The sequence below is a fragment of the Ureibacillus endophyticus genome (genome assembly GCF_003628435.1).
GTDB lineage: Bacteria > Bacillota > Bacilli > Bacillales_A > Planococcaceae > Ureibacillus > Ureibacillus endophyticus.
Genome location: NZ_RBZN01000001.1, coordinates 138,750 through 159,732 on the forward strand (window position 1 = coordinate 138,750; position 20,983 = coordinate 159,732).

18 protein-coding genes and 1 other annotated feature are annotated in these 20,983 nt (G+C 35.5%); of the genes, 16 read left to right on the plus strand and 2 right to left on the minus strand.

Annotation, left to right across the window (positions count from 1 at the left end; translation table 11 throughout):
* Positions 1–38: 38 nt before the first annotated feature.
* The 6 genes from D8M03_RS00615 to D8M03_RS00640 all read left to right on the plus strand — a co-directional run bounded on the left by D8M03_RS00615 (position 39) and on the right by D8M03_RS00640 (position 9,247).
* Positions 39–1,142 (plus strand): cysteine desulfurase family protein, encoded by a 1,104-nt coding sequence (locus D8M03_RS00615; protein WP_121212739.1) that lies wholly within the window; start codon positions 39–41, stop codon positions 1,140–1,142.
* A 72-nt stretch (positions 1,143–1,214) separates the two neighbouring features.
* Positions 1,215–1,979, plus strand: coding sequence for a TrmH family RNA methyltransferase (locus D8M03_RS00620; protein WP_121212740.1), 765 nt, complete (start codon positions 1,215–1,217; stop codon positions 1,977–1,979).
* A 59-nt stretch (positions 1,980–2,038) separates the two neighbouring features.
* Positions 2,039–2,264 (plus strand) — a binding site (T-box leader).
* A gap of 95 nt (positions 2,265–2,359) precedes the next feature.
* Complete coding sequence (gene pheS, locus D8M03_RS00625; RefSeq protein WP_121212741.1) at positions 2,360–3,397, plus strand: phenylalanine--tRNA ligase subunit alpha; 1,038 nt, start codon at positions 2,360–2,362, stop codon at positions 3,395–3,397.
* A gap of 11 nt (positions 3,398–3,408) precedes the next feature.
* Positions 3,409–5,814, plus strand: a complete 2,406-nt coding sequence (gene pheT, locus D8M03_RS00630; RefSeq protein ID WP_121212742.1) for a phenylalanine--tRNA ligase subunit beta — start codon at positions 3,409–3,411, stop codon at positions 5,812–5,814.
* Positions 5,815–5,935: 121 nt separating this feature from the next.
* Positions 5,936–8,206 carry a S9 family peptidase gene (locus D8M03_RS00635; RefSeq protein WP_121212743.1) on the plus strand — a complete coding sequence of 757 codons (2,271 nt, stop codon included), beginning with the start codon at positions 5,936–5,938 and terminating at the stop codon, positions 8,204–8,206.
* A 111-nt stretch (positions 8,207–8,317) separates the two neighbouring features.
* On the plus strand, positions 8,318–9,247 hold the full coding sequence (locus D8M03_RS00640; RefSeq protein WP_121212744.1) for a ketopantoate reductase family protein: 930 nt from the start codon (positions 8,318–8,320) through the stop codon (positions 9,245–9,247).
* A 22-nt stretch (positions 9,248–9,269) separates the two neighbouring features.
* Here the strand turns inward: D8M03_RS00640 and D8M03_RS00645 are convergent, their stop codons facing one another.
* Positions 9,270–9,677, minus strand: a complete 408-nt coding sequence (locus D8M03_RS00645) for a nucleoside-diphosphate sugar epimerase (protein ID WP_121212745.1) — start codon at positions 9,675–9,677, stop codon at positions 9,270–9,272.
* Positions 9,678–9,794: 117 nt separating this feature from the next.
* On the minus strand, positions 9,795–10,397 hold the full coding sequence (locus D8M03_RS00650) for a TetR/AcrR family transcriptional regulator (RefSeq protein ID WP_121212746.1): 603 nt from the start codon (positions 10,395–10,397) through the stop codon (positions 9,795–9,797).
* A 375-nt stretch (positions 10,398–10,772) separates the two neighbouring features.
* Here D8M03_RS00650 and D8M03_RS00655 point away from each other — a divergent pair, with 375 nt between their 5' ends.
* The 10 genes from D8M03_RS00655 (at position 10,773) to D8M03_RS00700 (ending at position 20,965) form a co-directional block, all read left to right on the plus strand.
* Complete coding sequence (locus D8M03_RS00655) at positions 10,773–12,254, plus strand: hypothetical protein (protein ID WP_121212747.1); 1,482 nt, start codon at positions 10,773–10,775, stop codon at positions 12,252–12,254.
* Between the two features lie 19 nt (positions 12,255–12,273).
* Positions 12,274–12,810: an acetyl-CoA carboxylase biotin carboxyl carrier protein gene (locus D8M03_RS00660; protein ID WP_121212748.1), complete on the plus strand. Its 537-nt coding sequence runs from the start codon at positions 12,274–12,276 to the stop codon at positions 12,808–12,810.
* Positions 12,811–12,829: 19 nt separating this feature from the next.
* On the plus strand, positions 12,830–14,182 hold the full coding sequence (locus D8M03_RS00665) for an acetyl-CoA carboxylase biotin carboxylase subunit (RefSeq protein WP_211330844.1): 1,353 nt from the start codon (positions 12,830–12,832) through the stop codon (positions 14,180–14,182).
* Positions 14,183–14,419: 237 nt separating this feature from the next.
* Positions 14,420–15,100: a CoA transferase subunit A gene (locus D8M03_RS00670; protein WP_121212750.1), complete on the plus strand. Its 681-nt coding sequence runs from the start codon at positions 14,420–14,422 to the stop codon at positions 15,098–15,100.
* Positions 15,087–15,737, plus strand: a complete 651-nt coding sequence (locus D8M03_RS00675; protein ID WP_121212751.1) for a CoA-transferase — start codon at positions 15,087–15,089, stop codon at positions 15,735–15,737. Before D8M03_RS00670 ends, D8M03_RS00675 begins: the two co-directional genes overlap by 14 nt.
* Positions 15,738–15,890: 153 nt before the next feature.
* Positions 15,891–16,316, plus strand: a complete 426-nt coding sequence (locus tag D8M03_RS00680) for an acyl-CoA thioesterase (protein ID WP_121212752.1) — start codon at positions 15,891–15,893, stop codon at positions 16,314–16,316.
* A gap of 13 nt (positions 16,317–16,329) precedes the next feature.
* Positions 16,330–17,511 (plus strand): acetyl-CoA C-acetyltransferase, encoded by a 1,182-nt coding sequence (locus tag D8M03_RS00685; protein ID WP_211330845.1) that lies wholly within the window; start codon positions 16,330–16,332, stop codon positions 17,509–17,511.
* 166 nt (positions 17,512–17,677) lie between these two features.
* Positions 17,678–18,217, plus strand: coding sequence for a hydrolase (locus tag D8M03_RS00690; RefSeq protein WP_121212754.1), 540 nt, complete (start codon positions 17,678–17,680; stop codon positions 18,215–18,217).
* Between the two features lie 113 nt (positions 18,218–18,330).
* Positions 18,331–19,764: a sodium:solute symporter family protein gene (locus D8M03_RS00695; RefSeq protein WP_121212755.1), complete on the plus strand. Its 1,434-nt coding sequence runs from the start codon at positions 18,331–18,333 to the stop codon at positions 19,762–19,764.
* Positions 19,765–19,804: 40 nt separating this feature from the next.
* Positions 19,805–20,965, plus strand: coding sequence for an NAD(P)/FAD-dependent oxidoreductase (locus tag D8M03_RS00700; protein WP_170148358.1), 1,161 nt, complete (start codon positions 19,805–19,807; stop codon positions 20,963–20,965).
* Positions 20,966–20,983: the final 18 nt, after the last annotated feature.

Sequence of the window (20,983 nt, forward strand, 5' to 3'; positions counted from 1 at the left end):
AGCTAAAGATTATTGATTGAAAATGAGGGATAATCACAATGATTTATTTAGATTACGCGGCAACAAGTCCTATGACAGAAGCTGCAATAGATGCGTATAGTCAAATAGCGAAAGAAGTTTATGGAAATACATCCAGTTTGCATGATGCTGGAGGGAAAGCTCATTTTTTGTTAGAGGAAGCGCGAGCAATTATAGCAAACAAAATGGGTGTTAATCGTGATGGAATTATTTTTACAGGAAGTGGAACTGAAGGTAACATTATCGCTATTCTTTCCCTTGCTAGGGCAGGAAAGGGAAGACATGTTATCACTTCTGCTGCCGAACATACGAGTGTCCATGCAGCGATGAATACATTGGAACGGGAAGGGTTCGAAGTTACGAAACTTTCATTAACAAGTGATGGAGTAATCAATTTAGATGAACTAAAAGGCGCCATTCGGGAAGATACGGTGTTAATTTCCATACAACATGTAAATTCTGAAATTGGATCGATTCAACCTGTAGAAGAAATTGCAAATATCGCTAGTGAACATGGAATTCCATATCATGTTGATTGTGTTCAATCATTTTGCAAGCTAGATATCACACAGTTCTCACAAAAAGTGGATAGTATTACTGTATCAGCCCATAAAATTGGTGGACCAAAAGGGTGCGGTGCAATTTATTTGAATCCCCGTAGAAGAATCGTTCACGTTTTTCCAGGGGTAACCCATGAAAAAGGAATTCGTGGTGGTACGGTGGATACCCCTGCAATCGTTGCGATGGCTACTGCTGTGGAACAGTATAAGTATCATCTAGAAAAGCATTGGCAATTACGAAAACGGTTGAAAGAAATCATTAGTGATTCTCCAATTGATTGGATTGAATCGCAGGAAGAGAAGCAATTTCCTAGCATTTGTGGACTTTGCATTCCAGGGCTTGAAGGTCAATATGTCATGTTAAGTTTAAATGAAGAAAATATTTGTATTTCCACAGGAAGTGCATGTGATATTAATAGTGCATCAGGTACGAAAGCGATTATAGCAATGGGACATACATTATCGAAGGCACGACAATTTTTCCGTGTTTCCTTTGGGGAGGGCACAACTGAACAACATATTGAATTGTTATGCACTCAATTAAATCGACTAGCTACGATATAAATTTTTACATGCTTCCACTTTTCATGTAAAATTAGGCAAGAATGAAGTGAAAAGGCGGTAAATAAAGTTCATATGAAACGAATCGAATCAACTCAAAATTCATTAGTAAAACATTGGAAAAAGCTAGTGACAACTCGGAAAGAACGTGAAAAAACAGGTGAATTTCTTGTAGAAGGATTTCATTTAGTAGAAGAAGCGTTAAAAAATAAAGACCAAATTATCCAAATCATTGTTCGTGAAGGTGTTGATTTACCATTATTATGGGATATCGATAATGTAATGATGGTGGAAGTGACGCCAACTGTTGCAAAGGAGATTGCGGAAACAGAAACATCACAAGGTGTGTTTGCTCATTGTAAACAGAAAGAAATTTCTCGTGAAGATCAATTGAAATGGCGTAAATTATTGCTTGTTGATGCTGTACAAGACCCAGGCAATATTGGAACGATGATTCGTACAGCAGATGCTGCTGGAATCGATGCAGTAATTCTTGGAAAAGGCTGTGCAGATGCTTATAATCCAAAAACGTTACGTTCAAGTCAAGGTTCTCATTTCCACATTCCTGTTGTTCGTGGTGAGTTAGAAGATTGGATTGAAGACTTACAACATAATGGTGTAAAAGTGTATGGTACAGCACTTCAGGATGCGATTGAATATACTGAAATTAAAAAAACTGATGGCTTTGCATTAATTGTTGGCAATGAAGGTAGTGGCATTCATCCCCAATTATTAAGCCAAACCGATCAAAATGTTATCATTCCAATTTTAGGGCAGGCTGAGTCATTAAATGTGGCTGTCGCAACAGGAATACTTTTATATCAACTCGTGCGTTCGTAAATTAGTTGAAAAATACTGAGAGTTGACGTAAAATAATGAAGGATTTAGAAATTCATAATAAAAATGCGTTATGAGCGGGAAGAGTAAATTTTAATGTTGCATGTAGGGAGCATAAGCCATAGACTGCAAGCTTATGTATGTAACCAAAATTGAAGTTCACCCCGCGAGCAGCTTCCGGGATCAACTTGTGAAAGGAAGGCCGGCTAAGTTAGTCGTTATGTTAATGAAGTGATTGCTTTTTTGCAATAACTAGGGTGGTACCGCGATATAATCCTCGTCCCTTTTTTAGGGGCGGGGTTTTTTTATTTATATGGAAAAGTATTTCCTACCCAAACGCAAATAGCTCAATCGTAAAAAGAATTCTCTAAGGAGGAATAAAAGTGGAACAACAACTTAAGCAATTAGAACAAGAAGCACTAGCGAAAATCGAAGCTGCTTCAAATTTAAAAGAATTAAATGACGTTCGTGTTGCGTACTTAGGAAAAAAAGGTCCAATTACGGATTTATTAAAAGGAATGGGGAAATTATCTCCTGAAGAACGTCCAAAAATGGGGGCTTTAGTAAACACAGTTCGTGAAAACGTAACAAACCAACTTGAAGCTCGTATTGCAGTTTTAGAAGAACAAGCAATTCAAGAACAACTTGAAAAGGAATCAATTGACGTAACATTACCAGGTCGAAAAATTCGTACAGGTAACCGTCATCCATTAACTCGTGTTATTGAGGAAATTGAAGATTTATTCCTTTCTATGGGATATGAAATTGCTGAAGGTCCTGAAGTGGAAAAAGACTATTATAACTTTGAAGCATTGAACTTGCCAAAAGGTCACCCTGCACGTGATATGCAAGATACTTTCTACATTACTGAAGAAACACTTTTACGTACGCATACTTCACCTGTTCAAGCTCGTACAATGGAAGCTAAAAAAGGTGAGCCTATTCGCATTATTTGTCCAGGGAAAGTATTCCGTCGTGACAATGATGATGCTACTCACTCACACCAATTTATGCAAATTGAAGGGTTAGTAATTGGTGAAAACATTCGTATGAGTGATTTAAAAGGTACACTTGATGCACTGGCAAAAAGAATGTTTGGTGAAGAGCGTGAAATTCGTCTTCGTCCAAGTTTCTTCCCATTCACAGAGCCATCTGTAGAAGTGGACGTTTCTTGTCATAAATGTGGTGGTAAAGGTTGTAACGTATGTAAACAAACTGGCTGGATTGAGATTTTAGGAGCTGGTATGGTACATCCAAACGTTCTAGAAATGGCTGGCTATGATTCGAAAAAATTATCTGGCTTTGCTTTCGGTATTGGTGCAGAACGTATTGCGATGTTGAAATATGGGGTGGATGATATTCGTCATTTCTACACAAATGACATTCGTTTCTTATCACAATTCCACCGTACAGAAGAGTAGGAGGGCCAAAAATGTTAGTATCTTTAAATTGGTTAAAACAATATGTAGATATAGATGGTTTAACAGCCGAAGAATTAGCTGAAAAAATTACACGCTCTGGAATCGAAGTAGATGCAGTAATTGATCGTTCACAAGGCATGACGAATGTTGTAGTTGGTTATGTTGTTTCAAAGGAAAAACACCCCGATGCAGATAAATTAAACGTATGCCAAGTTGAAGTAGGCGAAGGGGATGTACGACAAATCATTTGTGGTGCACCAAACGTTGCAGCAGGTCAAAAAGTAATCGTTGCTTTACCAGGTGCTCGTCTTCCAGGTGGGATCAAAATTAAAAAAGCAAAAATGCGCGGTCAAGAATCAAACGGAATGATTTGTTCGTTACAAGAATTAGGTGTTGAAGGTCGTGTTGTTCCAAAAGCTTATGCGGATGGAATTTACGTGTTACCTGAAGATGCAGTTCCAGGTAGTGATGCATTAGAGCTTGTTGGTTTACGTGATATAGTATTAGAACTTGGCTTAACACCAAACCGTTCGGATGCACTTTCAATGTTAGGTGTGGCATATGAAGTAGCTGCCATTTTATCTCGTGAAGTGAAATTACCTGAAGTGAAATATGAAACAACTTATGAAAAAGCAGAAGATTATTTAAAATTACGTGTGGAAGCAAAAGAAAATCCATTATATGCAGCAAAAGTTGTGAAAAACGTTAAAATCGAACAATCACCACTTTGGTTACAACATTACCTAATGGCTGCAGGTGTTCGTCCACACAATAACGTCGTTGATATTACAAACTATATTTTAATGGAATATGGTCAACCACTACATGCCTTCGATTATGATGCATTAAAAACGAAAGAAATTGTCGTTCGTCTTGCAAATGAAGGAGAAAAAATTGTTACTTTAGATGATCAAGAACGTACGTTAAAAGCACATAACCTTGTTATTACAAATGGAGTAGAACCAGTTGCCATTGCAGGTGTTATGGGTGGTGCAAATTCTGAGGTAACAGAAAATACAACAACTGTTGTCATCGAATCTGCTTATTTTGATGGCTTCTCTGTTCGTCGTACATCAAAGGAAATTGGTTTACGTTCTGATGCATCGGCTCGTTTCGAAAAAGGTGTAGATCCAAACCGAGTTATTTTAGCAGCTGAACGTGCAGCTCAATTACTCGCAGAACTAGCAGGTGGAGAAGTTTTAGAAGGAACAGTGTTAGTGGATGAGTTAGATAAAACGCCAACTCGTGTAGTTGTTTCACCTGACTTCATCAATGCACGTCTTGGTATGAAAATTTCTCTAGAAGATATGTTATCAATTTTAAAACGTTTACAGTTCGATGTGGAAGCGGCAAATGGTTTACTAATCATCGATGCGCCAACTCGCCGTCAAGATATTAAAATTGAAGAAGATATCGTTGAAGAAATTGCACGCCTTTACGGATACGATGAAATTCCAATGACATTACCAGAAGGCAATGATCAAGTTGGTGGATTAACATCTTACCAAGCGAAACGTCGTGTTGCTCGTAATTTCTTAGAGGGTGCTGGTTTATACCAAGCGGTGACTTACTCTTTAACATCTGAAGAGCTATCACAAAAATATGCTTTAAAAGCAGAAGAAACAACAAAATTATTAATGCCAATGAGTGAAGAACGTTCAACTTTACGTCAAAGCTTAATTCCTCATTTATTAGAATCAGCAAGTTATAACGTTGCTCGTAATGCTGAATCTGTAGCACTTTATGAAATTGGTTCTGTATTCTTAGGCAAAACAGATGAAGGACTTCCTTATGAAGAGGAGCATGTTGCTGTAGTTGTTACTGGAAAATGGGTAGACAACGCATGGCAAGGTGAAAAAGTTAACGCAGATTTCTTCATTGTAAAGGGAATTTTAGAAGGATTATTTGAAAAATTAGGATTAGCAGATCGAATTTCTTATGTAAAATCAACTGTCGATGGTTTACATCCAGGTCAAACAGCAGATATTTTCTTAGATGGAGAAAAGGTTGGTATTATTGGAGGGTTACATCCAGTTGAGCGTAAAAATTTAGATCTTAAAGATACATTTGTTGCGGAATTGAACTTAAAAGCAATTTTAACTGCAACAGTTGAAGATCTTGTTTATACAGCTGTACCACGTTTCCCTGCTATGACGCGTGATATTGCATTAGAACTTGATCGCTCAACACCAGCAGGAGAAATTATTGAAATTATTCGCAAAGCTGGTACGAAACTATTGAAAGATGTGAAAGTGTTCGACGTTTATGAAGGTGAGAAAATGGCTCCTGGTAAAAAATCAGTTGCATTCTCATTAACATACTTCGATCCTGAACGCACATTAACAGATGATGAAGTTGTCAACGCACATGAAAAAGTATTAAAAGCTCTTGTAGAAGCTGGAGCAGAAGTACGCTAGTAAAAGTATCCACGTTCCTAAATTGGGACGTGGATTTTTTAAAATATTTCAGAAAAATTTAGGTGAATATGAAACTATTCCCAGTTCAGTTCGTAAGTAGAATTAGAAAAGGAGGAATAGTATGAAGAAAAAAGTAATATCTTCAGTTATAGTAGCATCACTCTTTACATTACCATTTTCAGCAGTTGCTACCACTTCTACAAATCCGATAGATAAAGAGATTGCTACAGTTACAACAAATCAAAATTCATGGGTTACCACTAAGGCATTTCTCGAACAAGCTGTTACTAAACTAAGTTATCAGCATGGTTCTGACTTTATGCGAAAAGAAGTGCTAAATGCTTTGCTTAAAGGTGCCGATTGGCAAAATATTGATGGTGTGATTACCCAAGAGCAAATTGCCAATGTGTTAGTCAATAAATTAAACGTGGAAAAAGAAGGTCAAAGTTATAAATCTACTGCTGATAAATTAGGGCTTTTTGAAGGTGTGCCGAATAATCGTATAACGGTTACAGATAGCGAGCTCGAATTAATTTTCAGTAATTTCGAAAAAGTAGAAAATAAAGATGTTGATAATACTGGTGTACAACAATACTCTGTAGAAGATTTCATGAAAAATCCAGGTAATTTAGGATATCAATTATCTCCAGATGGTAACTATATTTCTTATGCTGCAGCTTGGGAAAATCGACTAAATATTTTTGTCAAAGAAATGAATAGTGATTCAGAACCAGAACGTGTGACGAATTTAACAGATCGTGATATTGCTGGTTTCATTTGGAAAGAAGATACTATTTTATATTTAAAAGATAATGGTGGCGATGAAAACTATCATATCTACACAACTACGTTTAATGGTGGAGAAGAGAAAGATTTAACTCCATATGAAAATGTTGTTGCCTATCCAATTGATATATTAAAAGATGCTAAAGATGAAATTTTAATTATGATGAACAAAGAAGACGCTACTGTTTTCGATGTTTATAAATTAAATGTTAAAACTGGTGAAACAAAACTAGTTGCTAAGAATCCAGGGAATGTTCAATCATGGATATCTGACAGTAATGGACAAGTTCGTATGGCTGTTGCTACAGATGGTGTAGCCGGGGCTGTTCTTTACCGTGACTCAGAAAAAGATGAATTTAAACCATTCATTACAATTGAATCTGGAGATACAGTTTCACCAATTGCTTTCTCTCAAGATAATCAATCGGTCTATATGTTATCCAATAAAGGTCGAGACAAAATTGAATTAGTTCAATATGATTTACAAGGGAATGAGGAAATCCTTTTCACAAACTCAAATGTGGACATTAGTAATGCAATTTACAGCACATCAAAAGATAAAATCTTATTTGCTACTTATATGACAGATAAAGTGCATTATGAGTTTTTCGATAACGATTTTGAAAAGGTATTTAAGAACATTCAAAACAAACTAGGTGTTAGTGAAAGTGAATTTGGTATTAATGATTACAACAAGGATATGACGAAATTCATCGTATCTGTTTCAAGTGATAAAGTTTATGGAAAATATTATTACTATGATTCAACTACAGATAATCTAACTGAGCTAGCAACATTAGGTTCATGGTTAGACCCTAATGAAATGGCTGAGATGCAATCTATTTCATATAAAGCTCGGGATGGTTTAACAATTAATGGCTATTTAACATTACCTAAAAATAAAGTGGCAGAAAATCTTCCGTTGATTGTTATTCCTCATGGTGGTCCTTGGGCAAGAGATATGTGGGGCTTTAACCCAGAAGTGCAATTGTTAGCAAATCGTGGTTATGCTGTATTACAAGTGAACTTCCGCTCTTCTACTGGATATGGACGAGCATTTTTAGAGGCTGGAAATAAACAATGGGGCTTAGCAATTCAAGACGATATTACAGATGGTGTACAATGGGCTATTGACCAAGGAATTGCAGATCCAGAGAAAATCGGTATTTATGGAGCTTCCTTTGGTGGGTATGCAACATTAGCCGGAATTACATTTACCCCAGACCTTTATGCTGCTGCAGTAGACTATGTTGGGGTTTCAAACATCTTTACACTACTGGATACAATTCCACCATATTGGGAAACAATGCGTCAACAGTTCTATGAGCGTGTAGGGCACCCAGAAGAAGATAAAGAATTATTAACAAAAGTATCGCCAGTATTCCATGCTGACAAAATTAAAACACCATTATTCGTAGCGCAAGGTGCAAATGACCCTCGTGTAAATAAACAAGAGTCAGATCAAATCGTTGAAGCATTACGTTCACGTGGTGTAGATGTAGAATACATGTTAAAAGACAATGAAGGACACGGATTCATGAACGAGGAAAACCGTATTGAGTTTTACAATGCAATGGTGGATTTCTTTGATAAATATTTAAAATAATTTCATGTAAGAAGGGATGTCCATTAAGGGCGTCCCTTTTTACACTAACAAAAACCAACAATCTTCTGAATATTCATGATAACATAGAGTTAAGTAGATTAGGAGGTTATCATGATGAATATATTAGTTCAGGGTGCTGGTGCCCTAGGTGTTTATTTTGGTGGAAGAATACTCGAAGCTGGATATAATGTTTCTTATTTTGTAAGAGAACGACGCGCGGCACAATTAGAAAAAGAAGGGCTTGTAATAAATAGTCCTGAGGGGGATTTCACAAGTCAAGATTTTAAGATTTATACTACTCCTGAGAGTGTAGAAAATATCGATTTAATTATTTTGGCAATAAAGGGCTACCATTTACAACAAGCAATTCCACAAATTCAAACGATTGTAGAACGAACAGGTGCATTTGTATTACCATTGTTAAACGGTGTAGAACAATTAGATTTACTACAAAAAGCAGTTGGTAAGGAAAAGGTAATTGGCGGTTTTGCAGGCATTATTGCTACATTAAATGAAAAAGGACATGTTGTACATTCAAATAATAGTAGTGTTGTTCGATTCGGAGCACTTCATGAAGCTCAAATTGAGATTTGTGAAAAACTAGCAGAAGTTGGCCGTAATGTGAAAACAAAAATTTTACAGGAAAAAGACATTTTAAAGCATATGTGGAAAAAATATATTTTTATTACGTCTTTCTCTGGTATTACATCAGCAACACAATTAACATCTGGATATATTGCAGAAAATGAAGCGACATTAGCAGTTGCACAAAATATCGTCTATGAAATGAGTATGCTTGCTGAAAAAGAAGGAATTTCATTGACTGAAAAAGAAATCGAATCAATGGCCAATAATATTAAAATTATGCATCCTGAAGCAACTTCATCGATGCACCAAGATATGAGAAAAGGGTTACCGCTTGAGGTTGAGCACTTACAAGGCGGGGCATTGAGAATCGCAGCAAAACATGGGGTGGAAATTCCAGTAATTCAAACAATCTATGGTATTTTAAAGCCTTATGAAAATGGAAGATTAAATTAATAAAAGAAAAAGAACATAGACTTTAAGTCGTATGTTCTTTTTCTTTTGAATTCGAAAACAACCCCCATACACCACCAATGACTGCAGAAATAGAGTGAATGAGTGCAAAAGTATAAAAATTAATATAAATGCTATAGTTATTTTCATTACTATTAAGTACATTATTCTTAAAATCTATTTCATAATAAGATAAAATTCCGATGATAATGACACCGGCAACTAATCCAATGATATTTGAAAGCATTGTCGCATTATTGGACAATACATAGAAATAGCGAAACGTAATAAACATGCTTAATAAAAGAAATGGAATAACAAAAATAATACCTATGAATCCAAAATCCCCATCTTTTGCATTAAATAAATTTCCAACGATCAAAAATCCAAGTAACGAGATTCCTATACTTATGAGCCAACTAAGTCGTAGCATAAATAATCCTTCCGAATAGTTTTTTCGATTCCTGTTATTGTTCTGAAAAAAAAACATTTATTTAAAATTTTTTTGCATGTATTTGATATGCTGATATTATTTAAAAATAATAGATTGTTATTTTCTGATAATGAGACCATTTAGAACAAATTTGGAAAGTGTAACCGCTGCTTCCTCAATCGGTAGTATTGCTGAAACTTCTTTTACCATCATAGGATTTACGGTATTAATAAGTATTTTTTCCTGTATTAAAGTATTTTCTTTTGAGAAAATGCCCTCTTTTTGACCAAGTGCTACTAATCTATGATAAAGACTATGTAATTTTTGTTGCCAATCTTCTTTTAATGGATTGGGTTCAATAGTCGATGTAAGAAGTTGTAGTACCATTTGATGGATTTCACCATATTCAGTAGATAAGTAGATGAAAGTATCAAAAATTTTATATAGTTTTTCTTCAATAGGAAAATCAGATTCAATCACTTCTATTTGCTTTTTATATATTTCATTTAAAACCTCATATGAAATTAGATTTGCTAATTCTTGTTTACTACCAAAGTTTCGGTAAATTGTCCCTACCCCAACATTTGCGTGATCTGCAATTTCCTCAATTGTTGCCTCAAGACCTTTATTTTTAAAAATAGTAATTGCAGATTGTTTAATCTTAATACGATTTTTTTGTGCATCTGCTCTTGGAGAAGCATTTTTCGAATGTGAAACCATAGAATAACCACCTATAATAAATTTTAAAATCTTATATTTTTACTAATACTATATCAAATATTCTACTAATTATTTAACTTTTCTCTCTAAATAGCAAGTGTATTCTTAGTATTCTACAGAAAGTCCATCCTAAATTAAATTATTTTCTTAAAATAACACATTAATAATATTAAAAAAGAAAAAATTACAACTTAAATTATTTTCAGAATTTTATAAATTGTGTTGACATTGTATAACACTCAAGTTAGAATTTGGATACGGAATACGGATTCCGCTTAGAAATTGCGTATTTTTCTCTAATAATCAAATTTATTCTATGAAAAAATGCATTTTCTAAAACTCTAAATTTTCTAACAAAAGGGTGTGTTAATCGTTATGGAAAAAATTCGTTATGTTGATACCACGTTAAGGGATGGTACACAAAGTTTGTGGGCTGCTGAATCCCGAGTGGGTATGGTGGAAGCGGTTGCAGAAGATTTAGATCAAGCGGGTTTTGATGTTGTTGAAGTGCCAATTATGCCTTACAACTTCAAAAAAATTGTACGTGATTTGAAAGAAGATCCATGGGAATTAGTGAGAATTATTGGGGAGAAAATGCCAAATTCAAAAAAGGCATTTATGGGTGAACCAGGCTTAGTGTTATTCGAACTTTTAGAAACACCTCCTTCTGTTTCAAAGCTATTTTATGATCTTCTAATTGATCGGGGTGCACTAAATCGTGTTCAAACAATGGCCAATATATTTGGAAATTTAAAAACAGATTTCCCGTGGTTCTTACCTTACTTGCGCAGTAAAGGGGTAGAGGTAGTACATGCCATTGCCTATAGTATCTCTCCAAGACACACGGATGAATATTTTGCTAAGAAAACTAGAGAAATCGTAAAAAATAAGCCGGATGTTATTTATTTTAAAGACGCGGCTGGTCTATTAACGGTTGAAAGTTTAAGAAGAATATTGCCTATTATTATAGAAAACTCAAATGGACTTCCAATAGAGTTCCATACTCATGGTACAACTGGCCTTGCAAATGAGCTTTATGTAGAAGCAATGAAACTTGGTGTAAGAACTCTTCATACATCAATCCCACCATTAGCGAGTGGATCGGGCCAACCATCTGTATTTACCACAATTGAAAATGCAAAACATTTAAATTTTGGTCATAGTTTGGATATTGAACGTATTCAAAGAGTTTCAGATAAGTTAATGGTTGTTGCAAAAGAAGACAACTTACCAATTGGTGCTCCTCTAGAATATGACTATTCGCAATATATTCACCAAGTTCCTGGTGGTGTAATTTCTAACTTACGTTATCAGCTAATTGGTATGAATTTACAAGATCGAGTTGAAGAAGTGGTGGAAGAATCAATTCGCATTCGTGCTGAACTTGGATATCCAGTGATGATTACGCCATACTCTCAATTTATGGTAACGCAAGCGGCTATCAACGTGGCGACAGGTGAACGTTACAAAGTGGTTATTGACGAATTAATTCAATTTGCTGCAGGAATATATAGTGAAGATTCAGGATATTTAATGATGGATCAAAACTTAAAAGATAAGTTCTTAAGTTTACCACGTGCTAAAGAGTTACATTATAAGCCGGTTGAAGATATACCGATCAAAAAGTTAAAAGAACAATTTGGTGGTCCAACGCTTTCGGATGAAGAATTTATGTTGCGCTATATTATGAAAGGTACAAAAGATATTGAAGAAATGCGCAAAGCCGGGCCATATAAACAATACTTTTCTGCAAAAGCACCACTTGAACAACTTTTATCGAATATTAGTAAAAATAGTAGTATTAAACATGTACAAATTCAAACAAAAAATCAATCGTTAGTATTATCAAGTAAATAAACATTGGGAGGAAAAAAATATGTCTAATCAAATTTTTGAAAAGAATTTATCAGTAACGGAATTAACAAAGCTTATTGAGAAATTAGAAAGTTCGCCTTTCAATTATTTAGCGGTTGAAGACGGTGAGAATAAAATTGTAATAGGTAAAGAAGTGGTACCTACTATTAATTCAACAATAGTTGCTAATACGGTTGCTCAAGAAGCCGCTCCAGTAGCTCAAGCAGTAGCAGTAGCTGAAAAACCGGAAGTGGTAGAAGAAGTTGTAGCTGAACCAGTCCAACAAAAACAAAAAGTAGAGGTTCCGGAACAAGAAGGTGTTGTGACAATTACAGCTTCAACAACAGGAATTTACTATGCTCAATCAGAACCAGGAGCTGCTCCATACGTTAAAGTTGGAGATAAAGTATCTGAAGATTCTACAGTAGGATTAATTGAAATTATGAAAGTATTTAGTGCAATTCCTGCTGGCGTTGAAGGAGAAGTAGTAGCGATCCATGTTGAGGATGCACAACTAGTTGAGTACGGAGATGCGCTTATTTCTGTAAAAGTTAAGTAGGAGGTATAAATCTTTGAAAATTAAAAGCTTACTTATTATTAATAGAGGAGAAATTGCATTACGAATCTTACGTACTTGTAAAGCACTAGGTATTAAAACAGTACTTGCTGTTTCAGAGGCTGACAAAGAAAGTCTACCTGCGCAATTAGCTGACCAAGTTGTCGTATTAGGACCTGCAAACTCTCAAAAAAGTTATTTAAATATACCTATTATTATTACTACTGCACGAGCAGTAGGAGTAGATGCTATTCATCCGGGGTATGGTTTTTTATCTGAAGTTCCAGCGCTTGCAAAAGCTTGTGAAGAAAACGGCATCATCTACGTTGGACCGAAACCTGAGCACATTGAAAAGATGGGGAACAAACTAGTAGCTCGATCATTGGCTAAAGAATGTGGAGTGCCAATACTATCTGGTTCTGAAAAAGTAAATTCTGTGGATGAAATTGTGAAGATTGTAAAGCAAATCGGACTACCTGTCATGCTTAAAGCTGCTGCTGGTGGCGGTGGTCGAGGAATGAAAATTGTTACAGATGAATCGCAAATTCAATCAACCTTTGAATCTGCATCAGCTGAAGCACTTTCTGCATTCGGTGATTCATCTATGTATGTTGAGAGATACATTGCAAATGCACGCCATATTGAAATTCAAGTTTTAGGTGATTCATATGGTAATGTGATTCATTTGGGTGAGCGAGATTGTTCAACGCAACGTAGACATCAAAAATTAGTGGAAGAGGCAACTGCACCACTCATTTCAGAACAATTACGTGAAGAAATTCGTCAATCTGCAGTTAAACTGGCACAATCAATGAATTACCAAAGTGCTGGAACAGTTGAATATATTGTTGACCAAGATGCTGGTACGTTCTATTTCTTAGAAATGAACACACGAATTCAAGTAGAGCATCCTGTAACAGAGATGATTACAAATGTCGACTTAATTGAAGAACAAATACATGTTGCAAATGGAGAGCCATTACATTATAGCCAAGAAGACATTCTAATAAGAGGACATGCTATTGAAGTTCGAATAAATGCAGAAGAACCGAATGAAGGGTTCCGTCCAACACCAGGTGTTATTACAAAATGGCAAATTCCTCAAGGTCCAGGAGTTCGCGTTGATTCCCATTGCTATCAAGGATATAAAGTACCTATTTTCTACGACTCTATGATTGGTAAACTAATTGTCCTTGGAAATGATCGTGATCATGCAATAAGACGTATGCTTGCGGCATTAGACGAGTTTAAAGTAGAAGGAATTAGTACAACTATACCGTTTTTAAAAGAAGTCTTGTCTAGTGATCAATTCCGTTCTGGTAAAGTGAATACGAAGTTAGTTGAAAATATAATGAATGCAAGACAATTAGTGTAAGCTGCAACTTATACTAATTGTCTCAAGGAAAGAGATTTATAATTTGATTAGGTTTGGGAACCGAAAACAATTCGATGCATTGTTTTGTCTGCAAACAAAATACTAATGCATAAAATGCGAATTGTTGCTAAATTATAAATCCTTTTCTTATCATACAAAATAACTTTTTGGATGGCAATTAGCACTATTTATTACTAGTTTAAGGTTTTGCCAGACAATCATGTATGAGGTGAAGGAATGAAGAAATTAGTTAATATAGACAAAATAGAAGAATTAGTGAAAGATGGAGACCGAATTCTAGTTGGAGGATTTGGTGCTACAGGTAGTCCATTAACTATTTTAGACAAAATCGCTCGTACAAATGTAAAAGATTTAGAAATTGTTAGTAATAACCTTGGCGAAAACGGACAAGGGTTACACAAAGTATTTGTAGCGGGACAAATAAAAAAAGCTGTCGGCTCTTTTTTTACTATTAATAGAGAAGCGGTAATGGCCTGGTCAAGAGGCGAATTAGAAATTGAATTGCTTCCACAAGGCACACTTGCTGAAGCGATACGTGCTGGTGGTGCAGGAATTGGTGGCTTTTACACAAAAACTGCAGTTGGAACAGAATTGAGTAAAGGAAAAGAGATTCGTGAAATCGATGGAGAACGGTATGTCTTTGAAAAAGCTATACGGGGTAATGTTGCAGTAATTAAAGCTGCAAAAGCAGATAAATTAGGGAACCTAACTTATTACGCAACTGCACGTAATTTCAATCCAATGATGGCAACTGCAGCTGATATTGTCATTGCTGAAGTGGATGAAATTGTAGATGAATTAGATCCAGAAATTATTGTAACCCCACATCTCTATGTAGATTACATAGTTCAAACGGGATACAAAAAGGAAAGAGGTGCGTACGTTGAGTCTAGATAGTAAAGCAATTATTGCAAAAAGAATTGCAGAAGAACTAAATGACGGAGATGTAGTCAACTTAGGTGTTGGAATTCCAACGTTAGTAACATCTTTTCTTGGAGATAAACAAGTTTATTTACAAACAGAAAATGGATTATTAGGAATGGGACCGAGACCACCAATAGATGAGGTGGATCCAGATATTGTAGATGCAGGAAAGTCACCTGTTACAATTACGAAAGGTGCAGCATTCTTTAATAGCGCAGATTCTTTTGGGATGATTCGCGGTGGCCATATTGATGTAGCCATTTTAGGGACACTTGAAATTGATAAAACAGGTGAAATTGCCAACTGGGCTGTTCCAAATCAACCTATTTTAGGGGTTGGGGGAGCAATGGATTTAGTTGCAGGAGCTAAAAAAGTAATTGTAGCATCCTTATTATTTTCAAAAGATGGTTCACCTAAATTAGTTGATGAATTAACATACAAGTCTAGTGGTGAAAGAAAAGTAGATTTATTCGTAAGTGAATATGCTGCATTTACTTTTGAAAAAGATGGCATCCACGTGATTGATATATATGGTGATTTGTCCATCGAGGAACTTTCAAAAAAGTTAAATTTACCATTAATTGATAAAACAGTACAATACAACGCATAGTTTCAAAATGATTCAGAATACAATAAAGATTTATTTAGGCGAAACGTAGGGGATGTTCCAATTAATTATGGGACACCCCTTTCTTATAACGTTGCCATTTTTATTCGAATTAGTTTATCGAAATGGAATACCAATATAGGGCGGGAATTAATTATGCTAGTAGAATATGACTTTAAAGTTAGATGGGGTGACACAGACGCTGCTGGCATTGTGTTCTACCCAAATTTTTATAAATGGATGGATGAGGCAACACATGAATATCTAAACAAAAGTGAGATTCGATCAAATACTATATTTGAAACAATGAAAATAAACGTTCCTTTAGTAGAAGCATTATGTCAATTTAAGAAACCGTTATTTTTCGAGGATCAAGTAACTGTAAAAAGTGTTATTAGTGAATTGCATCGTAAAGTTTTTAAAATCTCACATGAGTTTTATAAGGGAGAAGATTGTGTTGCCCAAGGATATGAAATTAGAGCTTGGACTTCATTTTTAGATACTCCAAAAGCAATGGAAATTCCTATGGAGATACGAAATAAAATGATTTCTGAAGTTACATTAATATTAACTAAGAAATAGAATAGGTGGTTTTATTATGGAAATTGTTATTTTAGATGGTGCTAGAACCCCATTTACTAATATTTCAGGGACTTTTAAAGATATAGGCGCAATTGATTTAGGTGCAATTGCATCAAAGGAAGCGATAAAAAAATCTGGAATTGATCCAAAAGAAATCGATCATGTAGTTTTTGGTAACGTACATCAATCTAGTAAGGATGCCTTATTTTTTGCAAGGCACGTCGGATTGAAATCTGAGATACCTATTGAAGTACCGGCTGTGACAGTAAATCGATTATGTGGGACAGGAATAGAAGCGCTAATTTCTGCTGCACGTCTAATAAAGTCAGGGGAAGCGCAAGTAGTTTTGGCTGGAGGAGCTGAAAGTATGAGTCAAGTTCCTCATGTAGTGAAAGGTATGCGATCAGGTACCCCTCTTGGTTCAACAGTTGTTGAAGATTGGTTATGGGAAGGGCTAAATGATACGGTTGGTGGATGTTCTATGGCAGAAACTGCTGAAAATCTAGCTAGTAAATATAATATCTCTCGTGAAGAAGTTGATCTTCATGCATTAACAAGTCATGAACGTGCTTTAAACGCCATTGAAAAAGGATATTTCGCAGAGGAAATTGTTCCTGTTACTATTTCAACAAGGAAAGGCGATGTGGTGATTGAGAACGATGACCATGTAAGAAAGTCTTCTTTAGAACAATTAGCAAAACTTAAACCTCGCTTCGTAAAAGATGGAGTAGTAACACCAGCAAATGCTAGCGGGATGGTAGATGGTGCAGCAGCGATGATTGTTGCTTCAAGCGAATATGCAAAAGCAAACAACTTACAACCAATTGCTCGATTAGTTTCATGGGATGTTGTTGGAGTAGAGCCAAAGTATATGGGGATAGGACCAGTACCAGCAATCCAATCAGCGTTGAGAAAAGCAGATTTAACTTTAGACGATATCGATTTGATTGAAATTAATGAAGCTTTCTCTGCTCAATATTTAGCATGTCAAAAGGAATTAGGATTTGATTTAGAAATTGGTAATGTTAATGGCGGTGCGGTAGCAATTGGTCATCCATTAGCAGCGAGTGGTACGAGAATCTCTTTAACGTTACTTTATGAACTACGAAGAAGAAACGCTAAATATGGTGTAAGTGCAGTTTGTATTGGCGGTGGACAAGGAATCGCGGCTGTGTGGGAAAATTTAAGAAGCTAATACTACGATAAAAACTATTACTATATCAGAATCCATTAATAAATGGGTTCTTTTTTTATGCAAGAATTATCTGGGTTAAGGAGTATTTTCATATATTTAGAATTCAATTTACTATTTATTCAATATATAATAAGGAAAGAAATTGGAATACAAAGGGGAAATGATTATGTTGCAAAAAGAAGATACTGTACTTGTACTAATTGATATTCAAGGAAAGTTAGCTCAAATTGTTGATAATAGTGAAGAAGTGATAAGTAATATTGCAAAAGTAACTGAAGGTGTAAAAATATTGGGATTGCCGGTACTTTGGTTAGAACAATATCCAAAAGGACTTGGCCCAACTGTTGAACAAATTTCACAACATTTAACAGATCAACAACCAATTGAAAAGATTACATTTAGTGCTTATGATACAGAAGAGTTTGTCCAACAATTAGAAGCAACAGGACGTAAAAAAGTATTATTAGCAGGAATTGAAACACATATTTGTGTCTATCAAACAACAGCACACTTACTTGCTAATGGCTATGAGGTAGAAGTTTTAGCAGATTGTGTTTCTTCACGAACAGCACAAAATTCTGCCATTGGACTACAAAAAATGGTCCAACTTGGTGCGAAAGTGACGAATGTCGAAATGGCATTATTTGAAATGCTTCAGGTTGCTAAAGGAGATACATTTAAAGCAATTAGTAAACTTGTAAAATAAGAAATAGTTAATCCGTACTATCACTGGTAGCAAAGTTGGTAGTACGGTTTTTAATTTATATATGATGTTAATAAAGCATAGACATACATTACCAATAAAAAAGGGGGAATGTAATGTTAGCTACGTGGACCTGGGTGATTACGATACTACTAAGTCTTTTCTTTATTGGTATGTCTTTACGCTTCCGTAAAAAGTCGAGTGAAAGTTTTTTACAATTCGCTATAGCTGGTGGAACCTTACCATTTTTCTTAATTTTATTTACTGATATAGCAACAATTATGGGTGTTGGAAACTTTGTAGGACATTCTTCAAAGGGATTTGAAGTAGGTGTTGCGAATATCCCATTTATTATTGGTGAGCAAGGATCAAAGATATTATTTGCTCTAATATTTGCAGGGTTTGCTGCACGTTTTACTTATAAAAGTATTGCAGAACTTTTAAATGATCTCATACTACGGGATAAAGTCTCTCGTGCCATTGTGGGTATTTTGACTTCTGCCATTATGATTGCATGGATTGGTGGGCAAGCAAAGGGGATGGGTGCATTATTTTCTGTATTTACTGGCGCGGACCCTCTTCCATTAATTTTCTTCTTTTCTGCTGTATTTATTATTTATACAACAGTTGGTGGTATGTTATCCGTTGTATGGACCGACTTCGTTCAAGGGGTATTACTATTAGGTCTTGCCGTATGGTTCTATATTAAGGTATTTGCAAAGGTCGATTTTAGCTACTCTAATCTTCAAACGATGTTAGCTGATGTAGGTGCTAGTCACTTAACGGAATTAAGTATTTCCGGTTGGGAAGTCTTAAATCTATTCATTACTGGGTGTTTTGGTATTTTAGCTGCTCAAGTATATTGGCAAAGAAGTTTTGCTGCAGTGAATCCAAAAGCAGCGAGTCGAGCAATGTTTTATAGTGGTATTGCTGCAATCATCTTTACTATTTTAGCCTCTGTTTCAGGTATGATAGTGAAAGCGATTAATCCAGATGTTGAAGCTAGTAATGCGATTTCTTGGCTTATTTTAAACGAGATGACTCAGTTAGTAGCGATTTTATTCTTTATTTTAATCTACTTAGCAGCCATTTCTAGTGCTTCTTCACAATTACATTCGGCAGCCATTGTTATTGTGAATGATCTAATTATTCCATTTTCGAAAGAGTTAAAGGATCAAAGAATAATTGCTATTTCAAGATGGCTAGTAGTTTTAGTGGGGATTTTCTCTATTTTAGCAGCGGTATATTCAGAATCCATTATCAGTTTATTCTCCTTCGCGTATACGATGACTGGTGGAGGGGTCGTACCTGTATTAATTATCGGGCTTATATGGAAAAAGCGAAAATCTGAGAAATTTGAAATGGGTTCTCAAAATAGTAAAGTCTCCGTATGGGGCGGACGTATCGGCCTTGTATCAGGTGCTATTGTATCGGTAATATATGGTATCTTGTGGGGTGTATTAGTTTCTGCAATTTTAACGGTTTTAGTGTCTTTATTACTCCCAAATAAAACAGACTCGGATAGAACGATTAATATTGAGCATGCATAATATAGGCTAAAACTTGGGTTTTATTTTGGGGGTATTGACGTTGAAGCAAAAGGTCATCGTCATCGGAGCAGGAATTATTGGAACATCAGTAGCTTATTATTTATCCAAAAAAGATGTAAATGTTGTTCTGATTGATGCAAAGGATATTGCTGCAGGTACGTCAGGTGCATGTGACAAGGCAATAATGTTACAGTCGAAAAAGTCCGGGCCGACGCTAGCAATGGCGATGAAAAGCGCGGAATTGTATAAAAATCTTGAAGAAGAATTAGGGGAAGATTTAGAGTACGAAAACGGTGGCGGCATGATCTTAATTAATAATGAAGAGGAATTAAAAGTACTCTATGAACATGTTCAAAAGCAAAGAGAAGCTGGTTTAAAAGTTACAATTATTACTGGTGATGAAGCAAGGAAGATAAACCCAAACCTGTCTCCAAAAATTTTAGCTGCTACTTGGTGTGAACAAGATGCAGAAGTAAATCCTCTTAAAACAGCCTTTGCCTATGCAAAGGCTGCATCTAAAGCAAATATGACAATGCACTTAAATTGTAAAGTTACAAACCTCATAGAAGTTAATGGTCGTGTAATCGGTGTAAATACAACACAAGGTGAAATATATGGAGATTGCGTTGTACTTTGTTGTGGTGTATGGGTAACTAGTTTACTAAGTTCACTCCATTTAGAAGTACCGATTATGCCACGAAAAGGCGTTATTTTAGTTACTGAAAAATTACCTAAAATAATAAATTGTAATATTTTAGGTGGTTCATATATTGTATCGAAATTACAAAAAGAACCGCCTGAAAAAAATCCATTAGGAATCGGACTATCAATGGGTCAAACGAAAAGTGGAAATCTATTAATTGGAGGTTCCAGGGAATTTGCTGGTTTTGATTCCTCTGTGAATAGCTTCATCCTAACGGAAATAGCTAAAAAGGCTATTGCTGCTTTTCCATGTTTACAGCATGTTAATTTAATTCGTTCCTTTGTTGGGTTCAGACCATTCACTCCTGATAATTTACCAGTTATTGGAGAAGTTCCTACAGTTAGTGGGTTATATATTGCTGCTGGTCATGAGGGGGATGGTGTTGCACTAGCTCCTATCACGGGTCAAATGATTGCAGAAATAGTTACTGACCAAACAACTGAGATGGATTTAACACCATTTCATATGAGTCGTTTTTTTGAGAGTTTTACCTACTAGGTTAAATTCAAATTTGTG